Annotated in this window: 17 protein-coding genes; 9 read left to right on the top strand and 8 right to left on the bottom strand. The window is 44.0% G+C overall.

Features of this window, described 5'->3' with window-relative positions:
- The first annotated feature begins 50 nt into the window (after window positions 1-50).
- From WG943_RS13575 to WG943_RS13565, 3 genes are read left to right on the top strand one after another with little or no spacing between them, the layout of a single operon-like run.
- Entirely contained in the window at window positions 51-524 is a 474-nt protein-coding gene (locus WG943_RS13575) for an ATP-dependent zinc protease family protein (RefSeq protein WP_340409776.1), read from the top strand.
- A 7-nt stretch (window positions 525-531) separates the two neighbouring features.
- Window positions 532-1,434 carry a 30S ribosomal protein S6--L-glutamate ligase gene (gene rimK / locus WG943_RS13570; RefSeq protein ID WP_340409774.1) on the top strand — a complete coding sequence of 301 codons (903 nt, stop codon included), beginning with the start codon at window positions 532-534 and terminating at the stop codon, window positions 1,432-1,434.
- A 1-nt stretch (window position 1,435) separates the two neighbouring features.
- Window positions 1,436-2,377 carry a succinylglutamate desuccinylase/aspartoacylase family protein gene (locus tag WG943_RS13565; protein ID WP_340409772.1) on the top strand — a complete coding sequence of 314 codons (942 nt, stop codon included), beginning with the start codon at window positions 1,436-1,438 and terminating at the stop codon, window positions 2,375-2,377.
- A 582-nt stretch (window positions 2,378-2,959) separates the two neighbouring features.
- Here WG943_RS13565 and WG943_RS13560 read toward each other — a convergent pair.
- The 7 genes from WG943_RS13560 to WG943_RS13530 form a co-directional block, all read right to left on the bottom strand.
- Window positions 2,960-3,454, bottom strand: coding sequence for a hypothetical protein (locus WG943_RS13560; protein ID WP_340409771.1), 495 nt, complete (start codon window positions 3,452-3,454; stop codon window positions 2,960-2,962).
- A 113-nt stretch (window positions 3,455-3,567) separates the two neighbouring features.
- Window positions 3,568-4,353, bottom strand: coding sequence for a methyltransferase domain-containing protein (locus WG943_RS13555; protein ID WP_340409769.1), 786 nt, complete (start codon window positions 4,351-4,353; stop codon window positions 3,568-3,570).
- 41 nt (window positions 4,354-4,394) lie between these two features.
- Window positions 4,395-5,066 (bottom strand): oxidoreductase, encoded by a 672-nt coding sequence (locus WG943_RS13550; RefSeq protein WP_340409767.1) that lies wholly within the window; start codon window positions 5,064-5,066, stop codon window positions 4,395-4,397.
- A gap of 10 nt (window positions 5,067-5,076) precedes the next feature.
- On the bottom strand, window positions 5,077-7,578 hold the full coding sequence (locus WG943_RS13545; RefSeq protein ID WP_340409765.1) for a DUF5916 domain-containing protein: 2,502 nt from the start codon (window positions 7,576-7,578) through the stop codon (window positions 5,077-5,079).
- Between the two features lie 67 nt (window positions 7,579-7,645).
- Window positions 7,646-8,488 carry a CvfB family protein gene (locus WG943_RS13540; protein WP_340409763.1) on the bottom strand — a complete coding sequence of 281 codons (843 nt, stop codon included), beginning with the start codon at window positions 8,486-8,488 and terminating at the stop codon, window positions 7,646-7,648.
- 271 nt (window positions 8,489-8,759) lie between these two features.
- Window positions 8,760-9,398, bottom strand: a complete 639-nt coding sequence (locus WG943_RS13535) for a Dps family protein (protein WP_340409761.1) — start codon at window positions 9,396-9,398, stop codon at window positions 8,760-8,762.
- A gap of 78 nt (window positions 9,399-9,476) precedes the next feature.
- Entirely contained in the window at window positions 9,477-11,375 is a 1,899-nt protein-coding gene (locus tag WG943_RS13530; RefSeq protein ID WP_340409759.1) for a hypothetical protein, read from the bottom strand.
- Window positions 11,376-11,608: 233 nt separating this feature from the next.
- Here WG943_RS13530 and WG943_RS13525 point away from each other — a divergent pair, with 233 nt between their 5' ends.
- From WG943_RS13525 to WG943_RS13510, 4 genes are all read left to right on the top strand, one after another.
- Window positions 11,609-12,874 (top strand): putative DNA modification/repair radical SAM protein, encoded by a 1,266-nt coding sequence (locus tag WG943_RS13525; protein ID WP_340409757.1) that lies wholly within the window; start codon window positions 11,609-11,611, stop codon window positions 12,872-12,874.
- A 16-nt stretch (window positions 12,875-12,890) separates the two neighbouring features.
- Window positions 12,891-13,106, top strand: coding sequence for a hypothetical protein (locus WG943_RS13520; RefSeq protein WP_340409755.1), 216 nt, complete (start codon window positions 12,891-12,893; stop codon window positions 13,104-13,106).
- A 7-nt stretch (window positions 13,107-13,113) separates the two neighbouring features.
- Complete coding sequence (locus WG943_RS13515; protein WP_340409754.1) at window positions 13,114-13,890, top strand: TIGR03915 family putative DNA repair protein; 777 nt, start codon at window positions 13,114-13,116, stop codon at window positions 13,888-13,890.
- A gap of 178 nt (window positions 13,891-14,068) precedes the next feature.
- Entirely contained in the window at window positions 14,069-14,437 is a 369-nt protein-coding gene (locus tag WG943_RS13510; protein WP_340409752.1) for a hypothetical protein, read from the top strand.
- 56 nt (window positions 14,438-14,493) lie between these two features.
- Here the strand turns inward: WG943_RS13510 and WG943_RS13505 are convergent, their stop codons facing one another.
- Window positions 14,494-15,198 carry a hypothetical protein gene (locus tag WG943_RS13505; RefSeq protein WP_340409750.1) on the bottom strand — a complete coding sequence of 235 codons (705 nt, stop codon included), beginning with the start codon at window positions 15,196-15,198 and terminating at the stop codon, window positions 14,494-14,496.
- A gap of 223 nt (window positions 15,199-15,421) precedes the next feature.
- Between WG943_RS13505 and WG943_RS13500 the strand changes: the two genes are divergently transcribed.
- Together WG943_RS13500 and WG943_RS13495 are read left to right on the top strand one after the other, a co-directional pair.
- Window positions 15,422-17,374 carry a DUF3857 domain-containing protein gene (locus tag WG943_RS13500; RefSeq protein ID WP_340409748.1) on the top strand — a complete coding sequence of 651 codons (1,953 nt, stop codon included), beginning with the start codon at window positions 15,422-15,424 and terminating at the stop codon, window positions 17,372-17,374.
- Between the two features lie 136 nt (window positions 17,375-17,510).
- Complete coding sequence (locus WG943_RS13495; RefSeq protein ID WP_340409746.1) at window positions 17,511-19,364, top strand: DUF3857 domain-containing protein; 1,854 nt, start codon at window positions 17,511-17,513, stop codon at window positions 19,362-19,364.
- Window positions 19,365-19,498 lie beyond the last annotated feature (134 nt).

Raw genomic sequence — 19,498 nt, 5'->3', positions numbered from 1 at the left:
TCTAATTGATCATTCGCAATTGATAATTAGTAATTACTAACTTGCCTTTGATGAGAACAGACAAACCTAAAGCTGAGAAAAAACTGATCGGGAGAAGAGAGTTAGTTTCATTCCCTGATCTGGATATTGAAGAGATAGAAGCTAAAGTAGACACAGGAGCTTATACTTCGGCTATACATTGCTCGGATATACATGAGGAAACCAGGCCCGACGGCACTACAGTTATCTGCCTTGATCTGCTGGACCCATCTCACCCACAGTACAACCATAAAAAGCTATGGTTTGCAGCGTATGAGCTACGCGAGATCAAAAGCTCGATAGGAGAGAAGCAGGAACGTTACGTTATCAAAACCAAGATCAAGCTTTACGATGAGGTAATAGAGGCTGAGTTTTCCCTCTCAGACAGAAGCGACATGAAGTATCCGGTACTTATCGGAAGAAAGTTATTAAAAGGGCGGTTTATTGTTGACGTTTCCCGTAAAAACGTTGCCCGGAAGTATAAACTTAAACAAAAGCAGAAATAAACATTATATGAAAATAGCCATTCTCTCCCGTAACCCTAAGCTATACTCTACCCGCCGCCTGGTAGAAGCTGCTGAGCAACGGGGGCACGAAGCCATCGTACTGGACCACCTGCGTTGCGACCTGGTAATTGAGCAGGGCGACCCGCACATACTTTACAAGGGCGAAAGGTTAACAGATATTGATGCCGTTATTCCTCGCATCGGAGCTTCGGTTACTTTTTATGGTACAGCAGTAATGCGCCAGTTCGAGATGATGAAGGTAAAAAGCGCCGTGGATTCTCAAGCCATTGTGCGGTCCAGAGATAAGCTACGCTCTTTGCAGATACTTTCCCGCGCAGGACTTGGTATGCCAAAAACTGCCTTTACCAACTACTCTAAAGAAACATCAGAACTGGTAAAAGAAGTAGGCGGAGCACCATTAGTGATAAAGCTATTAGAGGGTACGCAAGGTTTGGGCGTAGTGCTGGCTGAGACGAGAAAGGCTGCAGAATCGGTAATAGAGGCATTTCATAACCTGAAGGCACGTATTATTGTGCAGGAGTTTATTGCAGAGGCAGGTGGCGCAGATATCCGTGCTTTTGTTGTAAATGGCGAGGTAGTAGGTGCCATGAAGCGACAGGGTAAAGAAGGCGAGTTTCGTTCTAACCTGCACCGTGGCGGTAAAGCCTCGCTTATTAAATTAACCCGCCAGGAAAAAGCTGCTGCACTTTTGGCTGCTAAATCACTTGGCTTAGGTATAGCAGGCGTAGACCTGCTGCAGTCTAAACGTGGGCCGCTTATCTTAGAAGTTAATTCCTCGCCAGGATTGGAAGGTATTGAGAAAGCTACACAGAAAGACATAGCTGCAAAAGTTATTGAGTACGTGGAAGGGCTAACTAAGAAGAAGCCAAAGAAGAGAGTTAAAGAATAGCATGCCCGAAACTATAGTTATTAACGGCAAAAGTATAGACCGTGGAGAGAAAGTGCTCACAAAACTGGTAATCAGTAAACTACCCAGTGGCACTGTTATAGAAATACCTGTTTATGTTTTCCGCTCTGTGCATGATGGCCCGGTAGTGTTGCTAATGGCCGGTATGCACGGCGATGAAGTAAACGGCACCGAGATCATCCGCAGGATGCTCACCAAGAAAATGCTCTACCCCCTGAAGGGTACTATCATCGCGGTTCCGGTGCTCAACATTTATGGTTTCCTTAACTTTTCGAGGGAGGTGCCGGATGGCAAGGATGTAAACCGCAGCTTCCCAGGTAACCGCGATGGCTCTCTTGCAAGCCGTGTAGCACACCGTTTTATGAAAGAGGTAATGCCTTACGTGGATTATGGCCTCGACTTCCATACTGGGGGCAGCAGCCGTGCCAACTACCCGCAGATACGGTGTGTGCTTGGCGATCATCGAAACGATGAGCTGGCTAAAGCTTTCGCTGCTCCTTTTATAATGAACGCATCTTACAGGCAGGGGTCTTTGCGTAAAGAGGCAGGTAAGTTGGGTAAATCCATACTTGTATATGAAACCGGCGAAAGTCTGCGTTTTGATGAAAAGGGCATCCAACTGGGTATGGAAGGTACTTGCCGTGTACTGCACCACTTGGGCATGATGGCCAATTGCTCTGAGCCTTCCGAGCCAACGGTTGTGTGCATGAAAGACATATGGCTTCGTGCTAAAAATGCTGGTTTGTGGCGCACTACGATCAAAATAGGAGAGTATGTTAAAAAGAATCAGCAGATAGGGACCATAACCGACCCATATGGGGAGATGGAGGTAAGACTTAACTCACCGGCTAACGGTTATATAGTAGGTTTAAATAATATGCCAGTTGTGAACCAAGGCGATGCGTTGTTGCATATCGCGTTTTAGAGGAATCTATACTAACTAGGAAAGGGGAAAGCTATCCATAAGGAACAGCTTTCCCCTTTTTTTATTAATTTAAAAATCCTATATTTAAATAATTAATATAATCATTCACAGATCAGAAAATTTATTCTGACATATAAACACAAAAGATGTTGAAGTTCTTAAACAGCTGTAGTACGAGTAAAACCAGATTTTCACTTCCTATTCTGCTTGCAGTTGTTGTGATATTATTTTGTGCTGGCTTAATGGTAGGAGAGTCAGTGGGTAGGTTTATTTATAATATCACGCACTAACTAAAAAGCAGGGTAATTTTGTCAGACTCAAATTAACTTCAAATGCAGCTTATAAAACATTGCTCGAGCAAGGAGAGCAAACTGTCTTGTGCTGTGGTAGTGACTTTTGCTATACTTGCTATATATTATGCAGGAGAAGCTGTGGGTGAGTTGCTTTACCATATTGCCCATTAATTGCTGAGGCAAAGTATAAAAAGGAAGCCCTTGCTATAACTTACAGCAAGGGTTTCCTTTTTATGATTAACAGCTGAGTATTTAAACAGCTAAAACAATTCTGCAATTAATAAGTGGATTAGAACACATAACGCACATGCAAGGCGCTGTCCCAATAGCCACCACCGCTTGGTATGTTAATGTATGGCTTAATGTCGGCGCCGATGGTAAACGGTATGTCGCGGATGTAATACTCCAGGCCAAGTACACCATCAACACCTAAAGCAACTACACGATCGTCGTGGTAGTGCCTGTGGCCACGATCATAGTAATGGTGGCCATCGTGAAAGCCTACGTGCCCACCAATGCCATAGTACCACAGCAAGCCTCTGGCGTTAAAAGCCTGTGCGTGCTTCTCGTAAAGAACCGTGATCACAGCACCTCTGTGTCTGAAGTTGGTGCTGATGATACCCTCGATAGCGGCATCACTTTTAATAAAATGCTTGATGGTAAGACCTGAAGCAACGCCTCCTCTCAAACCGATACCTGTAGAGTAGCCGCTTTGTGCCTGCGCTCCGATAGAAACACATAGCATTACAGCCAATGCACATGTGATTCGAAGTAAATTTTTCATTTAATTATAAAAATGTTGAAAGATTTTGTTCGCCTTATTGCCAAAAAACGGGCTTTGGCCGGGCAAAATTAATACTTCTAACGTAGTTGTGAACGGATATTGTATAAGATAGGCTAATTTTTTAGTTCAATTTTGTAGTCCTGTAGGTACACAGTTTTTTTAGTGCGGCGGCCTATTAGCTTAAAAAAAGATATAAAGTGTTCTTTGTCACGCTCTATTGCTCTTGCAAAGGGATCTTCCTCATCAGCCTCTTTAAAATCTTTAATATAATGTTCTCTTACCAACTCAGCTTCCTCTAGTAGTTGCGCAGCATCTATTTTAACGAGTCCGGTTTTCTCCCATAGTTTTTTCCACCAGTCTATGGTGTGCACAAAGTACCAGTAGTTTTGATAATCTTTCCGCAGAAATTCCGGCACCTGGTCCAGGCTGTCGATCTCATGGGTAAAACAAACATCTACGATGGCAATGTAGCCGCCGGGCTTTATGAAGCGTGCAATGTAGGGTAAGTACTTCTCGTCGGTGCCAAAGTAAGTATAAGAGTCCACCACAATTACTACATCAAAATACTCTTCTGCAAAAGGCAGGGCGCGGGCATCAGCCTCGATCGGGAAAACGTGGTCTTCCAGGCCTTCGTCCTTGATGCGTTGGTAATTGTCGCTGGCGGATACAGCTTCGTCTACAGCCCATACTTTTACATCAAACTCTTCGGCCAGAAAAATAGAGCTGATGGCTTTGCCGCAGCCCAGATCGAGCACGCGCATACCGGGCTTCAGGTCCAGGGACTTGGTAAGGCTTTCGAGGTTAAACAGAACGTTCTCGCCCATAGAATGCTTGCGCACCCACTCTGGGTCGTATTGCGAGGCTTTCGGAAATATGTGGTATAATTGCTTAGCGTGCATAATAGAAGTATATGTGCAAGCAACTTACGGCTTAACAAAGGCTATAGTTTGGCTCCCAGTTCAGCTATTTCATCAGATGGGTAAATATGGGTGCCATTTTGCTGTTGCGCTGCCACATAAACCATGGCTTTGGCTACTGTTTCAGCCTCTATGGGTTTATACTTTTTTAGTGGGCCAACCATCAGTTTGCTGAGCGGCTTCATTACTTTGGCTGCAAACTCCTCGCCGGTGCGGTGCTCAGTGCGTTCGCCTAGCAGCAGCGATGGCCTGAAGATGTATACTGCGTTAAAATTCTGTTGCTGCACATCGCGCTCCATCTCGCCTTTTACTTTGTTGTAGAAAACCATTGAACCGGCATCCGCACCCATGGCTGATATAACCAAAAACTGAGCGGCCCCCTTGCCCGCCGTAATTTTAGCCAGCTCTACCACATACGTATGGTCTACTTTATAGAAAGCCTCTTTAGATCCAGCTTTTTTTATAGTGGTGCCCAGGCAGCAGAACACATCGTCAGCTTCCAGGTCTGCGGCATAGCTGCGTAGTTTATTAAAATCGACCTTTTTCTGCTCCAACTTGGGGTGTATCAGGGGTAAGTCGCGGCGGCCCACAGATATTACATGGCTGTACCTGTCGCTTTTAAGTAACTGTTCCAGGCAATGACTGCCCACAAGGCCGCTGGCCCCGACTATAAGTGCATATCGTACTTTTTGCATTCGTAATGGCTTATGCAGAAAGTACGTTTTTAATTGCTATATAGTCTATGAAGTATAATAACTTAACCGAGAAATTATTATTCTGAGGGGCCTGTATGGTACGTGAAAGGTTCTCAAAATATAGTGGAGAAACAGTATTATTACGTTCCTGTATCGCGTTCTTCCATACTACACGCAGTTCGCTACCAGGTGCAAAGCGCCAGCTGTATACCAAGTCTATATTAAAGTAGTTCAAATTGATGTCTTTAAACCTTGCTTTGTCGCTATCATGTGAGGCTGTTCTCGGTAGAATGCTGCCGTCTTTTTGCAGATCGTAAAACGAGTTGTTCTCTGCCCTAGACCAGTAGTGGCGCATATTTAAGGTTAAGCCAGTGCGTTCATTAAAAATATAGGCGCCAGTCAAAGTGGTAGTTAATGTTTTAATCTCCCTGTCAGCGAAAACGATATATTTCTTGTTTAGTTCTTTATCAGAAATATTGCTAATAAACCCGATGCTGTGATGGTTGGTGCTGTAGTTATTGCCGTTAACTAGTAGTAGCTTATCATTTACCCTGAAGCGAGGGCTAAAGCTGCCCCACCAGTCACTTTGGTTTCGATCATGTGATTCCCAATGGCCCAGCGATGCATCTACGGCAAGGCGTCTGCGGTAATCTGTAGAGATGCCGATGTTGGCATCAAAAGCAGCTGGCCTGATAAATACTTGTACCTGCGGGAACATGCGTGCCTCGAAATAATCGTAAGCATCTGTTGGCCTAACCGACCAGTTAAAGTAGGCGCTGGTAAAGCTGCGAAACTTAATGTTGTGGCCACCCCCGAAGCTCCAGTTTGCAAATTCGCGTGGAGCGTACAGCATGCTATGGTTAATACTAAGGCGGTTGCTCCAGCTCAGGAATTTCCAGATCGGCTGATAGAAATTGTAGTTTACCTGCGCCGATGTAGACACCTCATTATTACTCTGCAAATAGCCCAAGTCGTTGATGTTATACTTGTCTGATTCTACATTGTGGTTAAGGCTGTACAAAAAGTTGCCGCTTATTTTTGCGAGGCTAATGTTGTATTGGTGCCCAAGTGTTAAGTCCTCTCCTTTGTAGCCAAACAACTGGCTTACGTTGCTCCCCGCACTTACGGCATAAGTATTTGATCTATCAGCAAAGCGTGCTTTTATACTTGATACGTTGGCATCGTAAAAGCCTTGGCTTCGGGTAACATTGGTGTTAGTAAAGGTGATGTAGGAGTTGTTTCGCAGTGTTTGGTCCAGTACAAAAACGTTGTAGTTGGTGGCAGGGTCAGTTAATATCTCACGTGTTTCGCCTTCTTCGTTTTTAGCCTTTGCAAACATGTTGCGGGTAACGGCATTAAATATACCTATACCTAAGCCTTTGCGGGTTCTGCCCGATACTTTTGCCGCATTTATAAGGCTGCTCAGGTTAGGGTTCTCTTCCAGTGTTTCGCCTTCATTTATATACGTTCTTGCACTGCTATATAATAGCGGAGTGCCCCCGATGCGGCGTGAGTAGAAAAGACCTGCTTTGTTAAAGAGTTCGGTACCTTCTGTGAAGAACTGGCGGTTCTCAGCAAATTTCACCTCAAAAGGGGAAAGGTTAAGTACCTGGTTATCCGACTGGGTCTGCCCGAAATCCGGAATAAGAGTTACATCAAGGGTAAAGGCATCGTTGATGCCATACTTTACATCCATGCCCCCGTTAATAGAATGGCTGTAGTTGCTTTTGCCCTCTACGTTAGAAGGAAAGTGGTTTACATAACCCGACACATAAGGGGTGAACTGCAGCCTCACCGGCGACTCTATACTCTCAATACCAATGGCGCGACCTTCCTGATTCACAAAACCTGACACAGAATTATCCACATGGTTCCAGTATGATTTTTCGCGGGTGCGGCGGATGATGCGCATATAGTTTACACCCCAGGTTTGTACTTCAGCCTTCGGGAAACGAATGGCTCCGTAAGGTATACGCATCTCTACTGTCCAGCCTTTGTCGTGGCGTTTTACGCTGCTGGCCCACACGGCATCCCAGTTACGGTCTTCGCTGCCCTGCGATATTTTAATATCGGTTTGTACACCGGCTGCCGAAACCAGAAAGGCAAACGCGTTCTGCTTGTCGTTGTAAGTATCCAGGTATACCCCAAACAGATCGGAGTTATTTTCGCCGGAGTCACGCTCGCCCAGCTGGGTAAGTATAGAGTCGGGGGCAGTGTCGTATAGTTGAGCACCAATGTATACGGCATCGTTGTCGTACAGCATGTATACCTCTGTTTTCTGCGACGATGGCTTTCCGTTTAGCGGGTCGTAGCGCACGAAATTAGTAGCCGGCGCAACTGTTTGCCATACTTCTGTCTCCAGCACTCCATCCAGCACAGGCGCCTGAGGTGTGCGTATGGCTTTAGTGGTTTTTACTTTGGTAAGCGATTCCTCGTTGTTGCCGTTTCCGGCTTGCGCACTGGCAGTAAATGCACAAAGTATAACTACAAGCGAAAGTATTTTGTAAGGCATAATGTTTGGCTGCGCCAGGTGAAACGCAGCAGGTAAAGGTTAGTTAGGTCAGTTTTTGGCGTGGTTGCTATTCTTGTTTCAGTCGGATACTGTCTTCGGTAATGGTAATTAGTCCGGCTTTGTATAAACCACCGATGGCACGTTTAAAGGTTTTCTTGCTCATGCCCAGCGTCTGGTAGATATCTTCCGGTGAGCTGTTATCGGACAAAGGCAGCCAGCCACGGCCTTCTTTCAGTAGTCTCAGTAGTTTATCAGATGCTTCCTCTGATTCCATTTTCTGAGTGGCACCCGGTTTGCGCAGCGTTACATCTATCTTATTATCATGGCGGATGTGCTTGATGTAGCCTGTAGTGCTATCGCCAAGGCGCAGGTCCTGGAACACCTCGTTTCGGTAAAGCATACCCATGTAAGCATTGTTGATGATCACTTTAATGCCCAGGTCTGTATAGCCTGCTACCAGCAACTGCACTTCTTCGCCCTCGGTTAGCTCTATGTGCTCATTATGCAGGTACTTGCCCAGTTTAGAGGTTGCCACCACACGGTCAGAAGCCTCATCTAAGTATAAGTAAACGCAGTACTTCTTACCCACCTGCATTTTGTCTTTCTGGTTGTTAAGCGGCACCAGCAGGTCTTTCTCCAGCCCCCAGTCCAGGAAGGCGCCAAATGGAGTTACATCGGTGCAGGTAAGGCAGGCAAATTGGCCCACGGTAGCGAAAGGCTCTAGGTTGGTGGCGATCATTCGATCTTCGGAGTCGCGGTAAATAAACACGCGTATTTTGTCTCCTACACGGGCACCCTCCGGTATATATTTTGTAGGGAGCAGAATGTCCCCGTCTTCAGAGGTTAAGTATACCCCAAAATCTACTTCGCGTGCAATTTCTAGTTCGTTGTAATCGCCTAGCTCTACCATTGTTAGTCTTATTTATTCAGTGATGTGCTGCTTTACAAATCTAACAAAAAGAGGGGTGCATTAAAAGGTCTTAATTTTGATTGATGCCAGATATGTATAGAATAGCTTTAAAGTATAAACCAGAGTGAGTTAAGTATACTTATTGGCTATATAGAATAGCTTTAGTTGGATTATAAAGATTTATACTTTGCAAGCAGGGATACTGCTAGATGTATAAAAGTATAAAGGCAGCCACTGAGCTGCCTTTATACTTTAGTTACTTAATAGTTCTTTATGCCTTAGCCTTTGTTGTTGAACTTGCCTTTTTGGTGCTAGTTCGTAAGGTTGAGGATTTTTTGCCTGGCGCCGCTTTAGTCTCCTCATCCAGTATTTCTTCTGGTCTTGTGGTCAGCCCGATAGACAAGCTGTCTTCTCCCAGGAAGTGCTCAATGTGGTGGCAGCGGTCCTCTGTTTTTATAAGAATTCCTTCAAGCAATGCTTTTGTTGCGAAGTCTTCGTGCTGCATGGCCAGTTTTATACTTTTGCGCAGCTCTACGGCAATCTGCTTTTCATCTTCCATATCTTTCTGCAGCATCTCTCTAATCCTGAACACGCCTTCTTCTTCATGCTCGATGTAGGATAGCTCCAGTTGGTTAGCCGGATGGCAGGTAGGTACGCAGCCCATAACTGTTAATCTCTCCGCAATGGCATCGTACTGCTCGTGCACCTGGTTATAATGTTCCTCAAAAAACAGGTGTAGGTCGCGGAACTGTGGTCCTTCTACCATCCAATGGTGCTTGTGGTACTGATTGTATAGGGTGATGAATGATGCCAGATGGCGGTCTAACTCATTAGCCATTTTGGTGGCGGTATCTTTAGTTAAGCCAACCGGATTTCCTTCGTATTCAGATTTATCTCTAAGTTTTTTCATAGTTGTAAGGTGCTTTGTTAAGCTGTGAAACATACTACCATAACAGACGCCGGTAAGGTAAGTTTGTACTTTTGCCGCTTACCTGAAGTTTGCCACGCCAGGGCGTGAAAAACGGAAGTCTGTAAAGTCATAGTACGGGCGAGAGGACTCTAGGATTCTAAAATTGTTGAAATCCTCCTCAAATGATGGGCCTTTGGGGTAGTAGCCAATCAAAATTTGAATGGTGCTGAAAGACAAATACTCGTTTCGGAAACGCACGCCTAACCCATATCCGCTGTAGGGTTTGTTTTGAAAAGGAGAGCTCTTATTGCCTGTAGATAGCCATGCCATATCAGCAAAGGCTACAGCAGCCAGCCTAAAGCCCAAAAGTGAGAACGGAGTGTACAAATTGGCTTCATAGTTAAATGTAACCCTACGTGAACCGCGTAGCAGGTCTGACCGGAAACCTCGCAGGCCGTTTTCGTTATTTATGGGTAGCAGCTCCTCCGGGTTGCGGTTAATGCCAAAGGTGCCACGGCCTTGTATGTAGTGTCTTAGCTTCCAATTGCCCCACTCTCTTAGTTTTGTGAAATACAATGTTTCCAGTTCCAGCACTCCTTGTTCCCACCTGTCGTCGCGCAGAAAAGAGCCCCAGGTAGCACTGCCGTAAATGTAGCCCGATTGGGTGCGGTACCTGGCAAACGATGTAGAGGCAGCAAAATACTTTCTCTCTGTAATGTCGCCTTTTTCATAGCCTGCAGTTAGAGATATAAGTGCTCCCGCCGGAATATCCTCTGTTCTACCAAAGCCAAACAAGTACCGGTCTTTGTAATACTTACGCACACTGTAGCCTATACTTCCCAGCGTCAGAGTATTGCTCTGGAAGTTATCGGTTGGGGTTTGTGTGTAGTCGGTGTCAATCATCCGAAGGCCCACAATTAAACGGCCACGAGGCTCATACCCTAGCAGGTATGACTTAAATTTGAATGATCTTCCCAGCCATACATCTGTGCGGTTATACTTTAGGTCTCCATAGAGTGGTATGGTATCTTCGGGGGCGCGTGGTAGCAGTAGTTGCTCTTCAATGGCTGCGTAGCCTACAGCGCCTGCATACTTGGTATTGGTTGCAAAAAAGTCTCTGTGCAGGTAAGCGCTTTTTTCTTTGTAGAAATTCTCATTGGTGTATACCAAGTCTGCTCCAATATAAGTCCTGCCTATACTTTGTATAGAGTAAGCGCCAGATGCTTCCCAGGGCCGGGGCCGATTCATATTAAACCGATACGAACCCCTTACCTGGTGTCCACGGCCCAGAAAGTTTAATTCGCGCAGGCTTACTCTGCCTGAACCTGAGGATGGCGAGTAAGATCCTGAGCCGCCTAAACTAAACACGTCTTTGGTCAGCACAAAAACATCCACGCTGTCGTCGGTAGAGGTAAGGTTGTTTACAACTATGCGGGCATCTAATATGTATGGTGTCTGGCGCAGCAATCGTTCCGACTCGACTAGTGCAAGTGGCTCCAAAGCTTCGTCTCTTCTGAACAGGAGTTGGTTGCGTACCAAGCCACGACTGGTTTTTACATGCAGCGCGTTTCCGGCTTTCTCCAAGATATTGCGCGGCACCCTGGTAGAGTCGTTTAAGGAGTATCCAAAAGCATCGAGGGTAACGATATCCAGACGCCTTACAATCTTGTAGTTGTGTTTTTCATACTCCCGCTGTATCAGTTCCGCATCTAGTCCATACACATCCTCTTCTTTTCGATCAAAATCAAGTATGGCATCCAATAGTTTGCCCATTATGGTTTTGCGTTTCGATATGCGCCGCAGATTCTCTATCAGCCTTTGGTCAAAATTCTGTTTTACAGTATCCTGCTGTATTGCGGTGGTGTCCGGTTTAGAGTTAATGGGGTCTTGCGCATAACACACCTGTGTACAGAACAGCAGTGCACTTACTATTAAAGTAAGGAGCCACTGTTTGTTGTAAGGGTGTAATGGGTGCATAGATTCAGAAGGAAATAAAAAAGCTTTCTAATATAACGATTTATCTGTGTTGAAGTGGTGTTTACAGTTGTTTTAGCGCAAATAGGGCATTTTGATCAGTTTTATTACTTGCTAATAAATTTAGTATTGCATATGTGTTGATAACATGGTTGATAAATAATTGCTAATAAAATTGGGTTGTTGCTATTATAAGTAGTATCTTTAAACCATCTTAGTAACAAAGCCTTAAGCATATGAATAGTAGGATAACAGAGAAACTAAAAATATTAGCAGATGCTGCGAAGTATGATGTTTCCTGCTCCTCTAGTGGGGGTAAACGCAAGAACGAGAATAAAGGCTTAGGTAACGCCGAGGGTATGGGTATATGCCATAGTTATACCGAAGACGGCCGTTGCGTATCGCTGCTGAAAATACTGCTTACCAACCATTGCATTTACGACTGCGCCTATTGCGTTACCCGCAGAAGCAACGATGTAAAGCGTGCAGCCTTTACAGTGCAGGAGGTAGTAGACCTTACCATAAACTTCTATCGCCGGAATTACATTGAGGGATTATTTCTGAGCTCTGGTATTTTTAAGGATGCCGATTATACCATGGAGCGCCTGGTGCGTGTGGCAAAAAAGCTGCGCCAGGAGGAGAAGTTTAACGGCTACATCCATTTAAAAACAATACCAGGTGCCAGCGACGAACTGATAAAAGAAGCAGGCTTGTATGCCGATAGGCTAAGCGTGAACATAGAGCTGCCTTCAGAAATGAGCCTGCAGCAACTGGCGCCAGAGAAGAACTACACCGAAATACTGCTGCCAATGGACAGCATCAAAAACCAGCTGGTATTAGCCAAAGAGGAGAAGAAGCTGTTTAAATCAGCGCCGGCCTTTGCTCCGGCAGGGCAGAGCACTCAACTAATAGTAGGTGCCTCGGCAGAAAACGACCACCAGATACTTCAGCTATCGAACCAGCTGTATAAAGATTACAGTCTAAAACGCGTGTACTATTCAGGTTATGTGCCTATCAGCAGCGATAACAGGTTGCCGATTATTACAGAGCCGCCCATTATCCGGGAAAACCGCATTTACCAAGCAGATTGGCTGATGCGCTTTTACGGCTTTAACGTGCAGGAGATAGTGGATGAGCAGCACCCGCACCTCGACCTGGATATAGATCCTAAGCTGGGATGGGCATTGCGCAACCGCCACATCTTTCCGGTAGAAATTAACAGTGCTGATTACGAAATGATCTTGCGAGTGCCGGGTATAGGGATTAAGTCAGCGCAGAAGATCGTTTCGGCAAGGCGGTTTACACAGCTGAACTTTGATAACCTGCGCCAGATGGGAGTGGTGCTAAAGCGAGCAAAATACTTTATCACCTGCCAGACCAAAACTATGTACCGTCAGGACTTTGACTCCCAAACGCTGAAGCGCCGCATCTTGTTTGGAGATGGCTCTGTAAGAAGTGCATTGTTAACGCAGCAGCTCGATCTGTTTAAAAATGTAGGCTGAGTTAAGTTTTAGTGCCATGGCCTCAAGTAAAAAGAAACCGACAAGTAAAAGTAATTCTAATCCAAGCATACAAGCTAAGAAAGTAATAGTAATGAGAAAGAATCAAAAAGTTGCCCGTGTATCGCTTTATTGCAAACTGAACATGCTAGTGCCACAGCTCAAGAATTTATCGGCGAGAATGCAGGCAGAAGCAGGAGAGAAAAACAGAACAGGGGCAAACAGCCATAAATAATAACAGGTTGAGCATCTGCCTTTATACTTACGACGGCACTTTTGAGGGGCTGCTGACGGTAGTGTTTGAGGCCTACGAGCGCAAAGCATGGCCAACTGCCATAGAACAGGAGCACCTGGCCCAGCCCATTATGTTTGGGCAAACTGTAACCGTAACCACCGATGAGAATAAGTTAAGCCGTGTATGGAAGGGACTTCAAAAAAAGCTGTCAGTTGGAGCTTTAAAGGCTTTATACCATACTTACCTATGGGAGCAGCCAGGTTTCGAAATGCTTATCTTCAGCTATATAAAGCTGGCCTTCGATTCAAAACAGAGTATAGAGGATAACTACGCAGCTTCATGTGTATTGCAGGTGCAGCAGGCGGCAAAGCAAATGTTTCGCGAAAAGCACCGCATGGAAGCTTTTGTGCGGTTTCAGAAAACAGCCGACGAATTATACTACGCTACCATCTCTCCAGATTTTAATGTGCTGCCCCTAATTATACAGCACTTCGAAAAACGCTATGCCGACCAAAGGTGGGCCATTTATGATACTAAGCGCAAATACGGTGCTTACTACGATCTACAAAATGTCTCTCTTATAAACCTGGAGGAGGCACCCCGACAAAAAGATGTAACTGCTGTTTTTGCAGAAGAAGAAGATAAGTATAAGCAGCTGTGGCAGGTGTATTTTGACCATGTAAATATACCGGAGCGTAAAAATCCGAAATTGCACTTAAGGCATGTCCCAAAACGCTACTGGAAATACCTGTCGGAAAAACAGCCACGAACTTTTTTGCCTTAAAATAACCATTAAAGGTGGTTCGCGTATGACTAGCCCCAAAATTTGAGCTGGTTACGAAACTTATTCCTCTAAAAATACGTTTAAAACAATATATAGATCTTTTATTGTACTAAGGGTTTGCTTAATAGCGCAATGGTTATTGCAATAGCTTACCTTTTCTAAAAAAACTACTCACACCATGAACACACGCGTACGAAAGAAACTCATTCAAGTAGCTCGCGGCAGGGCTAACCTGATGACCTACCAAAACCTTATTTATGAAGCAGAACTTGGTTTAAACCTTGAAAACTCTCACGAAAGATCAATGCTGACAGAAGTAATTGATGAAATTTCGGAAAGCGAGTATAAAAAAGGGCGACCTTTGCTAAGCAGCCTGGTGCATGTAAAGGGCCAGAAGAACCAAGGCGATAGCTTTTTCAGGTTATGCGAACGCCTCGGGCTAGGCAACTGGAAAGAATTAAAGCGCGACGCTCAGTTTATTGAAGAGCAGCGTGATGCCTGCCGCAACTTTTGGAAAAATAAGGTAAATTATTCATCCTTTCTATAGTTTAATATGGGGCGACTGCATACGTTATATTTTACCCACCCTTAGCAGCCGCCCCATTATTGCTTTACCTCTATATCCACAAACTTACCCTCCGATACTAGCTTGCCTTTAACCCATACTTGGTAAATTAATGGGAATATAACGCCTTTGCCAACAGCTTGGTAATCCAGCTCATCAGCAAAGTATAAATACTCTCCGGTTTTTATGTCAGGCTTGGAAGAGGTCAATATTTTACCATTATCAGAGTCTACAAAGAGATCCATAATCAAGTCCTTTTTTTGTGGCGCGTACACCCGTATTATATCAACTGGTCTGCCTTTATACACTGTTTCATACTTGTGCTCATACACTAATTCTTTGTTCTGTAGCATAGGAACAAAATTAGTGTAAAAGGTTCTTTGTAGCCGCTGTTTCTCAGTTTGCGGTAAGCTTGTCTTAATGCCGTTCTCTACTGCCCAAGCGCCGTCTTCTCCTATCCATTTTGTAACAGCACCACCATTAACATACTGCTTTTCCTGTATGTATTGCTTCCTGAGATTTAAAGTATAGCTCGAGCGAGTTGTGGTTGTGTCGGTGCCATACGACGTCCGAAGTATAGTATAGCTGAAGTAATTAATAGCTTTTAGAGCTTTTTTGCCACCCATTGCTTTCACCATAGCAGCTTTTACGTTTGCTGCTTTTTTATCGGAAACAGAATAGGAATGCTGTGCATGAGCAACAAAAGAGTTGAGCAATAGCAGAAGAGTTAAAACCTTTTTCATAATGTGGGTATGTGGAGTTAAGTATTATAAAGCTTAAATAAATCAACTAGTAACAAAAGTTGAATTATATAGCTTAAGGAGACTATATGCTCAAATTTAGTTTGTTATGGAGAAATATTTGTCTTTATTTATATAATAATAACGGACTCTATAAATATCTGAATTTAACAAGGTTGCCGGAGCCACTAGTAATTTAAATCTATCCTAATTTTCTGAATTGCCTATGAAAGCAAGAACTTTTACCCTCTCATTTATTCTCTCTCTTTGCTGCCTGATAGGGTTTGCGCAAAATCCTCTGAAAAAGTTTGGTAAAGTAGAGGAAGCCGAATTGCAAATGAAATCTTATGACCAAGATACGAGTGCGGCAGCTGTTATTCTTTATGACTTTGGTAGAACCAGATTTGAATTCAACCAAAAAGTACAAGTAGTATTTGAGCGCCACATCCGCATCAAAATTCTTAAAAAGTCTGGTTACGACTGGGCAAATGTATCTGTTCCATACTTCATAAATGGTACTACAAAAGAGAGAGTTTCTAATATAAAAGCCTATACATTTAACTCTGCTGACGGTAAAGAACAAAAGGACAAACTGGAAACGAAAGATGTTTTTGATGAAAAGCAGACGGAATACAGGCATTTGAAAAAGTTTACCATGCCTAATGTAAAAGAAGGCTCCGTATTGGACATCACCTATACCATTTTCTCAGATTTTATCTACACGATGAGGGAGTGGGAGTTCCAACATAGTATTCCAGTAATACACAGCGAGTATCGGGCCCAAATACCAGAATACTTCGACTATAAGTTTTTGATGCAAGGTTATCAGGCGTTAGACGATACAAAGCAGAACAAATCTACAGGGGCTAATACAAATGTGCAGAATAACGAGTACTACTGGGTAATGAAAGACGTACCTGCACTTAAGAGTGAAAAGTATATCACGTCTTTAAGCGATTACCAATCTAAGATTGAGTTTGAGCTGGAGCTGGTGAGGTTTCCGGGAGAAGCTGCACGCACCATGACAGGTAACTGGGATGAAGTAAACACAAAGCTGCTGCAAAATGAGAGTTTTGGCACACAGCTAAACAGAAGTAGCTTCTTTAAAGCAGACATAGCTACAATTGTAACGGAAAATAAAGAGCCTGCGGAGAAAATGAATGCTGTTTACGAGCTTGTAAAAAAGCGAATGACCTGGAACGGGAAGTATGGCATTTACACAAACGACCCTATCCGTAAAGTATACGACAATGGCACTGGCAGTGCAGCCGAGATAAACCTGCTAATGACTTCAATGCTGTTAGAGGCAGGGCTTGATGCGGCACCGGTTTTGTTAAGTACCCGTGATAACGGCCAGGTGAGGCAGGGCCCACCAATGATTACCAAATTTAACTATGTAGTAACACATGTTAAGGTTGGAGAAAAAGAATACTTCCTGGATGCAACTGAGCCTTTACTGCCAGCAGGTATGCTTCCGGTTAGGTGCCTAAATGGCTTAGGCAGGATTGTGAAAAAAACGGACCACCGCTGGATAGACATTAAACCGAATTACAATTACATAAAGCTCTTCAACGCAGATCTTACTATTAATAACCAAGGAGAAATTACTGGCACCGGCACCGAGTCAGCTGGTGGTTATAATGCCCTCATAATGCGCAAATCTATCAAAGAGGAGGGCGAAGATAAGTACATGGAAAAACTGGCTAAAGAGGTAGGTAACCTGAAGGTAGGGAAGCCTAAGATTGAAAACCTGAACAACATAAACGGAGCACTTAACATTACTTATAACATAACTGCAGGTGGTAGTGGCCAGGTAAATGATGTCATATACCTTAACCCTATGATGGGGCATGGCGAAAAAGAAAATCCATTTAAGCTGAAGGAGCGCATGTATCCTGTTGATTTTGGTATGCCTATAGACGAAACGTATATCTGCCGCTTTGTTTTGCCAGATGGATATGATGTTGATGAGGCTCCTAAAAATATAGCGGTAAACTTACCGGAAGGCCAGGGGCGCTTTGTCTACTATATAGAAAAAAATGGTAACGAAGTGCAGATAATGAGCAAGATTAGTATTAATAAAACTATTTTCTACGCTCCAGAATATCCTTACCTGAAGGAGTTTTACAACCAGATAGTAGCCAAACATGCTGAACAATTGGTGATCAAGAAGCTGTAACGCTGAAACTAAAAGATTTTAATAAAATAATGAGGTGGATGCTTAAAGTATAACTCAGGCTCCCACCACTTCATCTTTATACTTACGCCGCAATATGAAGCGCACTTATACTTTAGCATTACTATTTGCCTGCCTAATGCTAGTAGCATCCGGTAGAGCAAATGCAGAAGACAAATCCACTCAACAATCAAGTGCAGTTATACGATCTGAGGAAACAGTTTTTACTGTTAATGCCATTGATAACGCCACTACCACATTCAAAGCCAGAATTACAATTAATAACTCCAATGGAGATGACCGTGCAAAAATTTATATTCCATACGATAAATTGAGCAAGGTTAATTATGTGAAAGGTATACTTTATGATGCGACCGGGAAAAAGGTAAAGCACCTGAAGAACAACGATATTAAGGATGTAAGTGCCGTGTCGAGTGTGTCGCTTTTTGATGACAATAGGGTAAAGTATGCAGACTTGGTGCACATTACGTATCCCTACACTGTGGAGTTCGAGTACCAGATAACTTCAAAAAACATGATGTTTTATCCCACCTGGGCGCCGCTGGATGGGGAGAACCTGTCAGTAGAAAATGCAAGTCTGCGGGTTGAGATGCCCAAAGGTATGAAGCTAAGGTACCACGAGTCTAATGTGCCTGATAAAGTAAAGCTAGCGCATACTTCTACACATGATGTATACCAATGGCAGGTGCAGAACTTATTGCCTGTACGCATAGAGCCTTACGGACCTGGCTTAAAAAATATGGTGCCGATTGTGCGCACAGCCCCTGTTGCTTTTGAGATAGATGGATACCAGGGGAATATGGAAAGTTGGGAAAGCTACGGCCAGTTTATGCATAAGCTGAACCAGGGCCGTGATGTATTGCCTGCCGAGACCACTCAAATGTTGAAAACCAAGGTGGCAGGTGCTAAAACACCTCAAGAGAAGATTCAGATAGTGTATGATTACTTGCAAAGTAAAACCCGCTATGTTTCCATACAATTGGGTATCGGAGGGTGGCAGCCATTCGAGGCTAGCTTTGTAGATACCAAAGGTTACGGTGATTGTAAGGCTCTTACAAATTACACGCAGGCAATGCTAAAGGTGGTTGGTATAGATTCGTACCAGGCGCTGATACGTGCCGGCGACGATGAAACAGATATTTTAACCGAGTTCCCGAGCAGCCAATTCAATCACGTAGTACTTTATGTGCCTACCGATAAAGAAGGTATCTGGCTGGAATGTACAAGCCAGGAAGTGGCAGCTGGATATGCTGGTAGTCACACAGGAGGCCGGCATGCATTACTGATCACGCCAGAAGGGGGAAAGCTTATTAAAACCCCGGATTATAGTGCTAAAGATAATGTGCAGCAGCGCACGGCTTCTGTAAAGCTCGATGAAAAAGGAAACGGTAAAGCATCTGTTCTAACCTATTACACAGGTTTACAGCAGGAGTCCAGGAATGGCATCTTGCATCATTATAAACCAGAGGATCAGAAAAAGTGGATATATCAGCAGACAAAAATTCCGTCCTTTGAGATAACAAGCTTTTCACTGACAGAAAAGAAAGAAAGTTTGCCTGCTATAACTGAGAAGCTGGAGCTAGACCTGCGGCAGAGTGCTACTATTAGTGGTAAGCGCATGTTCTTAACTGCTAACCTGATGAATAAGTGGACGTCTGCACCAGAGCCACTGGAAAGCCGCAAAACAGAAGTCATAAGAGCCATGGCTTTTCTGGATATAGATAACATAACTTACGAGTTACCAGCTGGCTACGCCTTGGAGTATAAACCACATGATGTTGCTGTAAAAACAGAGTTTGGAGAGTATAAAAGCAGTGTTAAAGTAGACGGACAAAAAGTTACCTATGTGCGGTCGCTGGAGATGAGCAAGGGCACTTACAGCAAAGAGCTTTACCCGAAGTACTTGGAGTTTCTGAACCAGATCATCAAAAACGATGCACAGCAGGTGGTGTTTGTAAAGAATATACCTTAGTAAAAGCAGCTATCTATACTTATTTTAAGCTTTAAGCAGCCCTTTGTAATTTTTTTTACAAAGGGCTGCGTCTTTTTCAGAGTGGCTTCGTCATCAGGGTGTAATCAAACTGAAACACTCATAAAAGATAAGCC

The sequence above is a fragment of the Pontibacter sp. H249 genome (assembly GCF_037892465.1).
Classification (GTDB): Bacteria; Bacteroidota; Bacteroidia; order Cytophagales; family Hymenobacteraceae; genus Pontibacter.
The sequence above is the reverse complement of the archived record's forward strand: the minus strand, read 5'-3'. Positions and strand labels throughout refer to the sequence as shown.

Coding starts and splice junctions, on each gene's coding strand:
- WG943_RS13575 (WP_340409776.1), top strand. CDS start 51: ATGAGAACAGACAAACCTAAAGCTGAGAAAAAACTGATCGGGAGAAGA.
- rimK (WP_340409774.1), top strand. CDS start 532: ATGAAAATAGCCATTCTCTCCCGTAACCCTAAGCTATACTCTACCCGC.
- WG943_RS13565 (WP_340409772.1), top strand. CDS start 1,436: ATGCCCGAAACTATAGTTATTAACGGCAAAAGTATAGACCGTGGAGAG.
- WG943_RS13560 (WP_340409771.1), bottom strand. CDS start 3,454: ATGAAAAATTTACTTCGAATCACATGTGCATTGGCTGTAATGCTATGT.
- WG943_RS13555 (WP_340409769.1), bottom strand. CDS start 4,353: ATGCACGCTAAGCAATTATACCACATATTTCCGAAAGCCTCGCAATAC.
- WG943_RS13550 (WP_340409767.1), bottom strand. CDS start 5,066: ATGCAAAAAGTACGATATGCACTTATAGTCGGGGCCAGCGGCCTTGTG.
- WG943_RS13545 (WP_340409765.1), bottom strand. CDS start 7,578: ATGCCTTACAAAATACTTTCGCTTGTAGTTATACTTTGTGCATTTACT.
- WG943_RS13540 (WP_340409763.1), bottom strand. CDS start 8,488: ATGGTAGAGCTAGGCGATTACAACGAACTAGAAATTGCACGCGAAGTA.
- WG943_RS13535 (WP_340409761.1), bottom strand. CDS start 9,398: ATGAAAAAACTTAGAGATAAATCTGAATACGAAGGAAATCCGGTTGGC.
- WG943_RS13530 (WP_340409759.1), bottom strand. CDS start 11,375: ATGCACCCATTACACCCTTACAACAAACAGTGGCTCCTTACTTTAATA.
- WG943_RS13525 (WP_340409757.1), top strand. CDS start 11,609: ATGAATAGTAGGATAACAGAGAAACTAAAAATATTAGCAGATGCTGCG.
- WG943_RS13520 (WP_340409755.1), top strand. CDS start 12,891: ATGGCCTCAAGTAAAAAGAAACCGACAAGTAAAAGTAATTCTAATCCA.
- WG943_RS13510 (WP_340409752.1), top strand. CDS start 14,069: ATGAACACACGCGTACGAAAGAAACTCATTCAAGTAGCTCGCGGCAGG.
- WG943_RS13505 (WP_340409750.1), bottom strand. CDS start 15,198: ATGAAAAAGGTTTTAACTCTTCTGCTATTGCTCAACTCTTTTGTTGCT.
- WG943_RS13500 (WP_340409748.1), top strand. CDS start 15,422: ATGAAAGCAAGAACTTTTACCCTCTCATTTATTCTCTCTCTTTGCTGC.
- WG943_RS13495 (WP_340409746.1), top strand. CDS start 17,511: ATGCTAGTAGCATCCGGTAGAGCAAATGCAGAAGACAAATCCACTCAA.